The organism is Leptospira congkakensis (assembly GCF_004770265.1).
In the GTDB taxonomy this organism is placed as follows: Bacteria; Spirochaetota; Leptospiria; order Leptospirales; family Leptospiraceae; genus Leptospira_A; species Leptospira_A congkakensis.
Genome location: NZ_RQGQ01000004.1, coordinates 861,936 through 874,170 on the forward strand (window position 1 = coordinate 861,936; position 12,235 = coordinate 874,170).

General features: G+C 39.7%; 13 protein-coding genes. 9 read left to right on the plus strand and 4 right to left on the minus strand.

What is annotated here, in order from left to right:
- The first annotated feature begins 66 nt into the window (after nucleotides 1–66).
- From EHQ70_RS05165 to nadE, 3 genes are read left to right on the plus strand one after another with little or no spacing between them, the layout of a single operon-like run.
- Nucleotides 67–816: a flagellar filament outer layer protein FlaA gene (locus tag EHQ70_RS05165; protein ID WP_135584096.1), complete on the plus strand. Its 750-nt coding sequence runs from the start codon at nucleotides 67–69 to the stop codon at nucleotides 814–816.
- The gene (locus EHQ70_RS05170) at nucleotides 817–2,094 is read left to right on the plus strand and encodes a 3-deoxy-D-manno-octulosonic acid transferase (RefSeq protein WP_135584098.1); all 1,278 of its coding nucleotides are present in this window, start codon (nucleotides 817–819) and stop codon (nucleotides 2,092–2,094) included.
- Entirely contained in the window at nucleotides 2,081–4,024 is a 1,944-nt protein-coding gene (gene nadE / locus EHQ70_RS05175) for an NAD(+) synthase (RefSeq protein WP_135584100.1), read from the plus strand. Before EHQ70_RS05170 ends, nadE begins: the two co-directional genes overlap by 14 nt.
- Before the next feature lies 1 nt (nucleotide 4,025).
- Here the strand turns inward: nadE and EHQ70_RS05180 are convergent, their stop codons facing one another.
- Nucleotides 4,026–4,718, minus strand: coding sequence for an LIC_20245 family lipoprotein (locus tag EHQ70_RS05180; RefSeq protein WP_135584102.1), 693 nt, complete (start codon nucleotides 4,716–4,718; stop codon nucleotides 4,026–4,028).
- Between the two features lie 42 nt (nucleotides 4,719–4,760).
- Between EHQ70_RS05180 and EHQ70_RS05185 the strand changes: the two genes are divergently transcribed.
- The 6 genes from EHQ70_RS05185 (at nucleotide 4,761) to EHQ70_RS05210 (ending at nucleotide 9,238) form a co-directional block, all read left to right on the plus strand.
- Entirely contained in the window at nucleotides 4,761–5,501 is a 741-nt protein-coding gene (locus tag EHQ70_RS05185; RefSeq protein ID WP_135584104.1) for an LIC11073 family putative lipoprotein, read from the plus strand.
- Nucleotides 5,491–6,213 carry a 16S rRNA (cytidine(1402)-2'-O)-methyltransferase gene (rsmI, locus tag EHQ70_RS05190; RefSeq protein ID WP_135584106.1) on the plus strand — a complete coding sequence of 241 codons (723 nt, stop codon included), beginning with the start codon at nucleotides 5,491–5,493 and terminating at the stop codon, nucleotides 6,211–6,213. The genes EHQ70_RS05185 and rsmI overlap by 11 nt, the downstream gene beginning before the upstream one ends.
- 21 nt (nucleotides 6,214–6,234) lie before the next feature.
- Nucleotides 6,235–6,561, plus strand: coding sequence for a flagellar biosynthesis anti-sigma factor FlgM (locus EHQ70_RS05195; protein ID WP_002973649.1), 327 nt, complete (start codon nucleotides 6,235–6,237; stop codon nucleotides 6,559–6,561).
- 83 nt (nucleotides 6,562–6,644) lie between these two features.
- Nucleotides 6,645–7,811 carry an iron-containing alcohol dehydrogenase gene (locus EHQ70_RS05200; RefSeq protein WP_004789281.1) on the plus strand — a complete coding sequence of 389 codons (1,167 nt, stop codon included), beginning with the start codon at nucleotides 6,645–6,647 and terminating at the stop codon, nucleotides 7,809–7,811.
- A 6-nt stretch (nucleotides 7,812–7,817) separates the two neighbouring features.
- Complete coding sequence (locus EHQ70_RS05205; RefSeq protein WP_135584108.1) at nucleotides 7,818–8,063, plus strand: hypothetical protein; 246 nt, start codon at nucleotides 7,818–7,820, stop codon at nucleotides 8,061–8,063.
- Nucleotides 8,060–9,238: a flagellar motor switch protein FliG gene (locus EHQ70_RS05210; protein WP_208729493.1), complete on the plus strand. Its 1,179-nt coding sequence runs from the start codon at nucleotides 8,060–8,062 to the stop codon at nucleotides 9,236–9,238. The genes EHQ70_RS05205 and EHQ70_RS05210 overlap by 4 nt, the downstream gene beginning before the upstream one ends.
- Here the strand turns inward: EHQ70_RS05210 and EHQ70_RS05215 are convergent.
- The 3 genes from EHQ70_RS05215 to EHQ70_RS05225 all read right to left on the minus strand — a co-directional run bounded on the left by EHQ70_RS05215 (nucleotide 9,235) and on the right by EHQ70_RS05225 (nucleotide 12,186).
- Nucleotides 9,235–9,663 (minus strand): hypothetical protein, encoded by a 429-nt coding sequence (locus EHQ70_RS05215; protein WP_135584110.1) that lies wholly within the window; start codon nucleotides 9,661–9,663, stop codon nucleotides 9,235–9,237. The two genes, EHQ70_RS05210 and EHQ70_RS05215, sit on opposite strands and share 4 nt — an antisense overlap.
- Nucleotides 9,664–9,734: 71 nt before the next feature.
- Nucleotides 9,735–11,228 carry a glycerol kinase GlpK gene (gene glpK / locus EHQ70_RS05220; protein ID WP_135584112.1) on the minus strand — a complete coding sequence of 498 codons (1,494 nt, stop codon included), beginning with the start codon at nucleotides 11,226–11,228 and terminating at the stop codon, nucleotides 9,735–9,737.
- A gap of 1 nt (nucleotide 11,229) precedes the next feature.
- On the minus strand, nucleotides 11,230–12,186 hold the full coding sequence (locus tag EHQ70_RS05225; protein ID WP_135584114.1) for an MBL fold metallo-hydrolase: 957 nt from the start codon (nucleotides 12,184–12,186) through the stop codon (nucleotides 11,230–11,232).
- Between the last annotated feature and the right edge of the window lie 49 nt (nucleotides 12,187–12,235).

Genomic DNA, 12,235 nt, shown 5'->3' on the forward strand with positions numbered 1-12,235 from the left:
GTGCGGATTCCTTTCCTTTGATAGAAATAGAGTACACGTTTTTGGGTTTTCGAAAAGTGAGAAATCATGAGATTTGCAAAAAAATTTACATTCTGTTTGGGTTTCCTACTCATGATTTCCAGTCTTTTGTCTCTTCCGAGACCCCATGACCCTGACGAATCGGGTCGGGTGGCAATTTTAAAATCCGCTCTCTCAATCGACACGAGTTATCTCCTCTTCCTTGTAGAAGATTTTGAAGGAGAAAGGCCTTGGGATTTTTACCGAGTGGATTCGTTTTTAGCAGTCACTCAATTTGCAGCGAAAGTTCCTAAGTCTGAGGCCTTTTTACAAGAAGCCGCTATCCTCAAAGAATCCGGATATGCAAACTTACAAAACCAAACAAGTTTCCTTCTCCAAAGTTATGTAGAAAATCCAAGGCTTGACCATTGGGAAGTGAGGCCCAAAGAACCCATTGGTTTGCCACTCGGAATGCCCATCCAAGGAATCCTTTGGGTGTATTCAGAAGGCCACCATATCAATTTGAGTATGGGACTTTCCCAGAAAAAATCCAAAGATCTGTATTTTGATTTGGGAACTTTGAATTTTGTGGGTTGGCGAAGGTTGGAATTTACCATCAATCTTCCCAAAGAAAACACAAGACTCATCCAATCCATGTCCTTCCCTATTTCCTTTGCCTCATTTCGATTGAAAAGTTTGGCTTCACAAAAGAAAGGAGAGTTTCATTTATACTTTGACAATTTAAGTTTTGTCATAGATAAAAGAACTTTCATCTACCCGGGTTCAGAAGTGAACGACACTTGGGGTAACAAACGTTAAATGGTATATTTTTTTTACAACATTCTAGTATTTTTCATCAGCTCAGTTTTAAAAATCTTATCCTTATTGGTAAAAAAAATAAGAGAAGAATTAGAAAAAAGAAAAAGATCCCTAAATCAAATTTTTTCAAAATCTGCTGAAGGCAAATTGGTAGTTTGGCTTCACGCCGCAAGTGTGGGGGAACTGGACCAAGCGCGTGCCCTAACAGAAACCATTCGAAAAAAAAATAAAAATGTTTTTATCATCCAATCTGTTTTTTCTTCTTCTGTAAAAGAATCTTCATTTGCCGATCCACTAGCAGATGTATATTTTTATCTCCCTTTGGATACTGCTAATGCTTACGACAAAATTTTTTCCCATTTCAAACCCCAAGTTTTATTCATCATGGCCTGGGATACTTGGCCCAATCTTTTAAAAGTTGCAAATCGTAACGGAACCAAAACTTATCTGGCCTGCGCTAGTTTGTCATCCCAGTCTTCCCGAAAAAATTCACTTGTAAGGTCTTTAACCAAAGCTTCCTTTCGTTACCTGACAGGAATATACCCAAGCCATGAACTCATGGCAAAAGAATTTACGGATTTGGTATCACAAAAAACCGACTTCGCTGTGTTAGGAGATACTCGATTTGAATCGGTTCTTGGAAAATTAGAAACCAAATCTCCAAACCCAGCCTTCGTTCGTTTTGTTTCTGAACAAAAAAGTTTTTTAACCCAAAACAAACCAGTCATCCTTGGTTCCACATACGGAATCTGCGAAGAACGATTTACCAAGTATTTAAAAGAAAATTCGGATGATGTCTATTATTGGATTTTTCCTCATAAATGGGAAGAAAACCGAATGCAAGATTGGATTCCTAGTTTAGAAAAATACGGCAGCGTTGGAGTGTTTTCAAAGTTAAAGCCAGGGGAACCATTACCCAAATTCCTACTTTTTGATCTTATGGGAATCCTAGCATTTGCCTACCAATACGGAAGTTTTGCTTATGTGGGTGGGGCCTGGTTGCACCGTGTGCACAATACCATTGAACCGGCAGCTCTCGGACTTCCTGTCATTACAGGGCCCAAAATTTCCAATGCTCCCGAAGCCATCGTTATGCAAGAATTAGGTGGTCTTTTCAAAACAGAATCCGAATCTGAATTTGTAGAAAAATTTGCCTTACTCGTGAAAGACAAATCTTTAAGAGAAAAGATGGGAAATGGAAATCGAAACTTTGTTGTAGAAAATAGAGGTGCATCGGATAAGATTTATAACCGAGTTTTCTCCAATGCCCAAAATTAAAATTGCCGCAGTTACACTCAATACAACTCCCCTAGATTTTTTGGGGAATTATGAATCCATCCTCCAGGCAATCAAAAGTCCAGAAACAAACGAAGCGGATTGTATTCTTTTTCCTGAACTTTGTATTTCGGGATACGGATGTGAGGACGCATTTTACAAACCTTATGTTTGGACTCGTTCCGAAGAAATCATCAAAGAACTAAAAACGGTTTCCAAAAATCAAATTTTGATTCTGGGCCTTCCCGTATTCGTTGGATCTTTCTTATACAACTGTATGGCTGTGCTCTATGGCGGAAAGGTGATAGCCCTTGTTCCTAAATTAAATTTAGCAAACACTGGCGTACACTATGAACGCCGATGGTTCCATTCTGAATCCGATTTTTTAAACAGAACCATTTCCTTTGCGGGGGACACGGTTCCCTTTGGGCATTTTATCTTCCAAACAGATACTTGGAACTTTGGAGTGGAGATTTGTGAAGACAGTTGGTCTGTACAAAAACCAGCCTCCTTCTATTCCCTACAAGGAACTGATGTTTTGTTTTCCCCTGGTGCCTCTCATTTTGCCATGGGCAAACAAAAGATACGAAGACAAATTTTTACAGAGTCTAGCAGAAACCAGTGTAACCTCCAAGTGTTCACCAATCTTGTCGGAAACGAATCCGGACGAATCATCTTTGAAGGCGGAGCCCTATTTGCTTCCACAGGCAATTTAGTTAAAGAAGGACCAAGATTATCTTTTTCTCCCTTCCAAGTGACTTCCCATATTTTTGATCCATTGGAAATTCGTGCGGCCAAAGCCAGATCTTTCCGTGATTCCAAACCCAATTCCTATAGGACAGAGATTCCAAAAATCCAACTAGAACTTTTAAATGACAAAAAAGAGGAACACAGTTTGGGATTTTCTGTTTTAGACAAAAGAAGAGATTCCGAACCGGAAACAAGTTCCAGTTCCGTTAGTTTCAGCGTTTATGAAGAATTCACAAAGGCCGTTTCTCTTGGCCTTTATGATTATTTAAGAAAATCCAAAACCAAAGGATATACACTTTCTCTTTCTGGGGGGGCCGACAGTGCCACCTGCGCCCTACTTGTGAATACCATGAAAGAAGTCACAAAAAGGGAGAATGGTGATTTGATCTTTTCTTCTCTCGGAATCCAAGAAAAAGAACTTTTAGTCACCATTTATCAAAAAACAGAAAACAATTCCTCTCTCACAGAGGAAATTGCAAAAACATTAAGCGAAGAACTAGGTTACCCTTTTTATTCCATACCCATAGATGGGGCAGTAGATACTTCTGTAAAACTCATCGAGTCTGTCCTTGGAAAAACTTTGAACTGGAAAGAACATGATTTACCTTTACAAAATATCCAAGCCAGGGTTCGTTCCCCTCTTGTTTGGTTACTTGCCAATCTAAACGGACATTTACTTTTATCTACGGGAAACCGTAGCGAAGCTGCTGTTGGTTACACAACGATGGATGGAGATTCCTCGGGGTCACTCGCACCACTAGCAGGTGTTAGCAAGGAGTTTTTACTCGATTGGTTGGATGATATCCAAAAAGAAAACAATCGTTTTATTTCTCCCAAAGAATCCATTCGTATTTTACGAAATACAAAACCAACTGCCGAACTAAAACCTCTTTCCGAACACCAAGAAGATGAAAAAGATTTGATGCCTTATCCTATCTTACAATCGATCGAAAGGAAACTTGTGTATTTAGCAGTGAGGGACGAGGATTGTTTGGAAACTCTAAAACAAGAATTCCCTTGGGAAACTTTAGAAATACTTTCCGGCTATATCAAAAAGTTTAAAAAACTATTTATGATTTCACAATGGAAAAGAGAGAGGCTTCCTCCCTCCTTCCATCTGGATGAGTACGGCCTGGATCCAAAATCCAGTTACCGTTATCCCATCCTATCAGGTGAAACTTAAATTAAGGAGAAGAAATCCCTGCCTTTTGGAAGGCATTGGTTGCTTCTTTTTCCACCTGTTCATTTTGGTATTGGATATTTTTTAAAATCTCTTGGAACTTCTTATCCATCTCAGGATCATCACCGCCTTGGGATTCAATCAAATAGTTGATGATTTCCAAACGATCTTTTCCTTGTTTACGGACATGGTTATAATACAAAGTAATGTCCGTCGCATTCGCAGATCCACCAAACACTGAGTTTGTGGCTCTTGATAACTTTTGATTGAGCTCTGACTGCTTTTGTTTGTCTTCGGGAGTCAATCGTTTTGGGATCAAATCGTTATCCGGAAATTGTTCCCGAAGTTCTTCGAAGGCTTGCATGGCTTCTGGAGGATAAGGTTTTCCAGTTTGTGGATTGATGGGGACTTCACCCGCTTCCGATCCTGCAAGGTTTCCATCTTCTTCGTATCGCATCCCACCAGCATTGTAATAGTCGGAATCAAAGATGGAACCTGCATCTTCCCCACGCACCCCTAGACGGTTGGTTCCCTTAGGGTTGGCAGATCCTCCCCCAAATAGGGCTAGGGCTTGTGAACCTTTTTCTTTTTTACGGCGAGCCTCTTCTTCATCCTCACCACCCATAACGAGTAGGATGAGAAAAAAAAGCCCAATTAGAGAAATGGAGACAAAGAGTAATTTTTTTTGGATTCCCATAGATTGAATTCCTGAAAACTTGGAAGGGAAACTAGAAATAGAATGCGTTTTCCCTCGTTACATCCACTTTACTTTATCTGCATTTCTTTTCTCTCTTTTTTTGGGTGCGGAGTCAATACGGACACACCTGTCGCTCCCTTCGTTTTTTTGGTTCCACCCAATGTGCCGCAGATCCTATCTGTAGTTGCCGTCAATAGCAACATTACCAATGACTACCAAACGGATTTTTTCAATTTTACCGCAGACCCAAGACCAGAATTCATCCTTCGTTATTACGTGACCAATAGAGAACCCCAATTTTTGGGTTACAATCTCTATGTGACCACAGCTTTTCCAGGGATCATCCAAACCATTCAGGGAGAATGGTTGGAAGATGGGGTACAACCAAGTTTCCCCCACCTTCCTTATGAAGCTTCTACAGAATCCTCTAAAATTGTTACCAAACGGATTCGTTTTGCCGTTCCTCCTCCGGGAGCCGAGTTTTTCCAAAAATGCCAAATCTATAACTTTACCTTACGTTCCATGTTAACTGGTGGACTCATCTCCAATCCTTCCACTACGTCAAGTACCTGTGCGATTCCCAATCGGGTGAACGATATCCAAACCCTTTGTGCTGTGGGCACTGGTTGTAATACCTCCATTTGCGCCAATGCCGCTTGTGGCACTCCCTCAGCTTGTGCATTAGGAACCGCATGTAACCCCTGTACGAAGGGGAATAATGACGTTGGTTGCGCTTGTCCTGCTGGACAGTCTCCTCCAGGATGCCAATTCGTTGGCCCATAAACGCGAGAAAGGTTCTCTTTATGTAGTGGCAACCCCAATTGGAAATTTGGGAGACATTACCTTACGGGCCTTAGAAATTTTTAAAGAGGTAGATCTTGTCCTCTGTGAGTCAGCAAAGGAAACTCGTTCCCTTTTTTCAAAGTTGGAAATTGTGACTCCCGTTCTTGCCCTTTATAAAGATAGCTCTGAAACCCCTTATGCCAATGTCCTCGAACAATTGATGAGTGGAAAATCGATGGCTTTGGTATCCGATGCAGGAACCCCAGGTGTTTCCGATCCAGGGAGCCAAATGGTTCGCACGGCTCGCGAAAAAGGAATTCGAATTGTTCCTGTGCCCGGTGCTTCTGCCCTAACCGCATTACTTTCTGTTTCTGGATTTCAGGTCAATCCCACTTATTTTTTGGGATTCCTCTCTGAAAAACCGAGTAAAAAACGCCGAGAATTAGAAAGAGCATCGGAGATTGATGGACTCGTTGTTTTTTATGAATCTGTCCACAAACTTCCAAGGCTCTATCCCATGCTCGAAGAACTCTTTCCGGAGACGGAAGTTCTTGTGGGAAGGGAGTTGACAAAGACCTTTGAAGAGGTACTTTACTATGCAAATCCTAGGGAATTGGTGAAAAATCCACCAAACGCCAAGGGAGAGTTTGTTTTTCTCTTAAATCATCGAAAAAAAACACTTAAGGGAATTTCGGATTCCTCCGATATGTGATGTAGGAAGAGGACTAAATATATGAACGTCGACAAAGTAGGACGAGTTGGTGGTTACGGGTACGAACCAAAAAAACCACAAGGCCCAAGAGAAACGGAAGCACAAGCTCCGGTAGATACTATTTCTATCTCTGATGCTGCCAAAAAAATTGCATCGGAAGCAAAGCTTCAAGCTGAAGTAAAACAAATCGCTAAACAAATCGTACAAGCTCCTCCAGAAGAGGATCGTACGGAAAAAATCAAAGCGATCAAAGAACGATTGAAAAACGGCGACTACGACAACCTCTCTACTGAGATGTTGGATAAAATCTCCGACCAAATCGCGTCAACTTTCCTCGGACAACAGTAAAAAGGACGGGTGGTGAGGGATCCTTTTTTATTGTCCTCTCCGAGGATTTCTCTAACTCCGCCGAATCATAATTAGGGGATCGTATGCCAGTACTCCCCGAATGGATCAATTTTCAATTCCCACCAAAAATTCACTTCGAAATCGATTGTGGATACAAACTTGGATCATTTGTTAAAAACATTGGATCTCGTGTTGTTCTCATCACTACACAAAAAGAATTAGAAAACGCCGAAGAACTTTCTATTATCAAAACCAGTCTCGAAAAACACGCAGAAGGTGTGATCATTTATGATGACATTGTTGACCGAGTTCATTTTAAAGATTTAGATTCCTGTGCTCACTTCCTTAGAATTTCCAATGCAGATTGTGTGGTGGCTTATGGTTCTTTTGAATCAGTAAATGCAGGTAAGGCAGCATCATTACTAGCAACCAATGATTTATTTGCAGAAGAACTACTCATCGGTAAAAAACAACCTAAGAAAAAAGGCCTTCCTTTAATCGTTGTTCCCACAAAACCCCTACTCGGAAATGAATGTTCTCCTTTCTTTTCGATTGTGGATGATAAAGATAAAAATAGAAAATACTTTGCTCACGAATGGGCCTTCCCGGAACTGATTGTGTCTGATCCCAAAATCGGTGCTGGTATGTCCAGTTCTGAAACTGCTAAAACTGGAATCTCCATTTTATCAGCGGCAGTCGATAGTATCCTTTCTAAGTATGCCAATGAGATTACTTCCTCCACTGCACTTCGTTCCATAGAACTTATCTCCAAAAATATTGTACCGGCCATTCGTGAACCAAGAAACTTGGGACCAAAAAACTCCATTTATGCAGCAAGTCTACTTGCAGGAATTGCTCAGTCCACAAGTAGTCTTGGGCTCTGTTATGCACTGTCACTTGCGGTAACAACTGTTACGAACTTAGATATTTTTCAAAGTATGTCGATCCTTCTCCCACATGTTATGGAATACAACCTGACATCTTCCGCGGGTAAGTATGTAATGATTGCGAGAGCCTTGGATGAAGATGTTACCAATATCTCCGTGATTGAAGCTGCCATCAAAGCGGTAGAAGGGATTCGTAAAATTTATTTGGAACTTCGCATTCCCCAAAGGTTGTCCGAATACGAAGTGAAAAAAATCGATCTACCAGGAATTGCTACCCTTGCGGCAACTTACTCGTTTCTTGATTGTCTTCCTAGAGAACTTCCCAAAAATGAAATCGAAACCATCCTTGTGGCTGCGTTTTAGGTTCTCTTGATCCAACTTACGGAATTCGAAAAAAAACTTTTAGAAACCTTTTCCCTCAGTGATCGCGATGCGAGACGACTACTTCGAGTCATCCAAGACCTATCGATTGTAGTGGGAATGGACCACGAAGAGATTTATGACTTCATGCGTTATGGAGTCGAAAATGAGTTGGAAATTTTAAAAACAGATTATAATTGGGAGCACTTTAGAATCAGAATTCAGAAAAAACTGAAAAAATCACCTCCCCTTTGATTTACCGACAAGGAAACAATTACCATTTCTTTTTAGCCACAGCGGACTCTATTGCAAGGTTCCAAACTTCCGTTCATCCCTTCTATCCGGTTCCCAAGAAAAAAATTCCAGAATTACCTTCTGTCACTCCAGACCCAATTCTTTTTCCTCAGTTTTTATACGAGTTACAATACAACAGACAATCCTTTGTATCCAAACCTGTTTTTACACCCACTTACATGGGTACAACGAAGATCCAAAAGGATCAGGAAACCAAACCAATCCCTGGATTTTTTCCCTTAACCACCACAATCGGTGGGATACGAAATGCACCATCCTTTCTTTACCGAGGAAAACGCGACAAGTTCCAATCGGCAAAGTATTTGTCGCTCCGAGATATCATCCATCCAGAATTATCGGAAGTTTTGGTGCGGGAAAAAATTGAGTCTTTGTATTTTGATATAAGAAGTAAAACCTATCTTTTTCGTTTGGTATCCATTCTTTTTTCAGGAACCCCAAAGGAAGAAGAAACAATTGTTTCTAATTTATTTCGCTATGAACCAGAATTTGCCAAATTCTTAAACAAACAGATGTTTACTGTAGAGATGATTCCCATGATCCATGGAAATTTTTTACAAGAAATTCTCCGTGACCACGATGAAAGGTATATCAAATACATTCTTCCTAGTCTTTCCAAACCGGCAATGGAAGTTGTTCGAACTTCTATCTCTAAAAACAAAATGAAACAAATTTTAGATGGGCCCGCAAAAAAACCGCAAGAAGGAGAGGATTTGGTTTCTATTATTGAAACAGAACTTTTCAAACGATTTGCTAGAAATATTTATTACGAAGAAGGATCCATCTTTACCTACCGGGAAAACGGCGAAGAGGAACGAAAAGAAGAAGTTCCCTTTGTGAATGCTGAGAAGTTTAATTTTTTTATTTTTGGTAACTCTCTCCAATTTTATGGAAGAACCACTACCAAACTATTTTTTAAAACCAATGATTGGATTGATGTCCTCCGATTTGATTTCTTTCTGTCTCGGAAAGAAATTGAAACCACAGAATTTCATAGATTACCTCCCGACTTACTAATCGAGATTCCCTATTACCAGACGGGAATTTTTCTTGTTGGTGGTGGAATTACGAAGGAAAGAAAACCCTTTGAATTTTCCCTCCTTTGGTTTGATTACTAATGAGGAAAACTTTTACCTTGGAATTTTAAGGTTTGGCTTGTTGCATTTTTTTCTATTTTTATATAATTATAAACATGATCATCAATGGCGACAGATTTGTAATAGGTTCTTTTTCCAATCCAATCGGAATCCATTAAAATAGGATCCGTAATTTCCAAAGTAACCATTTCAAATTCGCAACCACCGTTCCAAACCAATTTATTTTTTACATAAAATTGATCGATCACTCGATGAAAATTTATCAATTCTTCTGTGATTTCTACATGAATGACAAGGGAATTTTCACCAAAATGAATGGTTTCCGTATAATACCCTGGTTTAAATTTACAATTGAGATTTGGTTTCACCTTTGGGAAGTTAATCGAATCAAGTGAATTAATTGTAAAAAAAAGTAACAATGTGATTAGGTGTATCTTTATTTTCATTTGACTTATCATTTTGTTAATATTTAAGAACTACACCTAACAACCATTCTTACTCACACAAAGATAACAAACTAGTTTCCGGTTTTAACGCGAGAAATCGCCCAGTTCCATTTATTAATTTCTTCCTTTCTTTCACTTTCCTTCATCTTAGGTTGGAACTCAGAAGTTTTTGCATCTTTTCTAAGACTTGCCACTGATTTAAAAAACCCTCGTTCGAGACCTGCAAGATAAGCAGCACCAAGTACCGTTGTATCTACGTTCTGAGGTCTGATGACTTTGGTTCCAAGAATATCTGCTTGGAATTGCATAAGCCAGGCATTGGAAGTGGCTCCCCCATCAACACGTAAAAACTTCAAAGGTTTTCCTGTTTCTTTTTCCATCGCATTGGCGAGTTCATAGGATTGTAAAGCAATGGCTTTGAGGGCGGCTCTTGTGATCTGTGCAGGACTTGTGTCGCGAGAGAGTCCAAAGATCGCACCACGTGCTTCTTGGTCCCAATGAGGTGCACCAAGACCTGCAAAGGCAGGAACAAAAACTAAATCATCTTTTGTTTTGATGGCCTTCACTAATTTTTCAGAATCCTTAGAGTATTTAAAAAATTCTAAATTGTCACGGAGAAACTGCACTACCGCTCCACCAATAAATACAGAACCTTCCAAACAATAGACCGTTTTTCCTTCTGGACCGAGTGCAAGGGTTGTGATGAGACCTTGGTTGGAGATTCTAAATTCATCCCCTACATTGAAGAGTAAAAAACATCCCGTGCCATAAGTGTTTTTGGCTTCTCCAGGTTCCGTACAAAGTTGTCCAAAAAGAGCACCTTGTTGGTCACCTACAAGAGAAGAAATGGGAATGCCATCAGGAAGAGATTTTACATTTGAAGTGAATCCAAATAGATTTTTTGAATTGAATGCTTTTGGTAACATGGACATAGGAACTCTTAAAATTTCACAGAGTTCCTCATCCCATTCTTTGGTTTGGATATTAAAAAGAAGGGTTCTGGATGCATTTGTATGATCGGTTTTGTGTTCTTTGTGTCCGGTCAGTTTGTACAAAAGCCAAGTGTCGATGGTTCCAAATAACAAATCACCTTTTTCTGCTTTGGCGCGAGCACCCTTTACGTTATCAAGGATCCACTGAATTTTGGTTCCCGAAAAATATGCATCTAAAACAAGTCCTGTTTTGTTTCGGAAGTTGGAATCTAGACTTTGTTTTTTTAATTCCTTACAAATATCAGAAGTTCTTCTGCATTGCCATACAATGGCGTTGTACACTGGTTTGCCGGTCTTTTTATCCCAAACTACAGAAGTTTCTCTTTGGTTAGTGATCCCAATGGCAACTGCATCTTTTGGGTTTAGCTTTCCATTCCTGATAGCAGTACCAATGAGTTTTTGCGTTTTGACCCAGATCTCTTCTGGATCATGTTCCACCCAACCTGGTTTGGGATAGTATTGTTTGAATTCTTGGTAAGCAGATGAGATTACTTTTCCTTTATCGTCAAAACAAAATGTTCGAATTCCCGTAGTCCCTGCATCAATCCCAATGATATAATTCTTTTTTGCCATCTTAAACCTCTATTTCCAAACCTTCGTGCGCCATTATGATTTCTAATTTTCCATGCGGATCAAACATCTCTTTGTATTTGAGAGCTCGCAAATATACTAAGTCTAATTTTTCGTCATCATAAGAAGGATCATGATGAAACATTACCAATTTTTTTACCTTAGCTCGCAGGGCAATGTCTGTTGCAATGGATGCAGAACTATGACCCCAGTCAATTTTTTGTAAGGATTCTTCAAATGTATATTGTGTATCAAAAACCAAAACATCGGCATCCCTGAAATAATCGATATAGGTATCAATGTTTTCCATCTCTTCCAAATTGAATTCTGCATCGGATGCAAAAATAATTGCCTTTCCATCTTCCATAAACCGGTAAGAAAAACTTCCTCCTGGATGACGAACCGCTTTGCTAAAGGCCTGAATGTTTGGGCCGAGAGAAATGGTTTCCCCTTCTTCTAAATACTGAAAGGTTTTGTTGGCAGCATAATGATCAAAGGAAACAGGAAAATGTGTGAATACAAATTGATGTTCTAATCTTTTTTCGGCATCATTCATACATGAAATAAATTCAAAGTGATTCCCTGGCAAAAAGAGAGGTACAAAAAAAGGAATTCCTTGGATATGATCCCAATGTGTATGGGTTAAAATCCAATAGGCATGTCCTGCTCCCTTTCCAAACTCGGAATTCATAATTTGATTCCCAAGTTCCCGAAGCCCGGTGCCCCCATCAATAATGATCAGGTTATTTTCCTTGTCGCGGATTTCCACACAAGTCGTATTACCACCGTAAGTTGATGAAGAAGAATAACTTAATGAATTCAGAAAACTACGAATACTTTGTTCGTTTTGAATGTCCGTAGGACTTGCCAAAGTGAGAATTTTTTCGATTTTATGTTTTACGTTTTCAGGACGAATGGGTGAACCAATGGAACCGCGGACACCCCAAAACTTAATTTTCATTGCTCTTTTTCTAGAGTCCTTTTTTGAAAAATCAAACGTTTTTTGATTG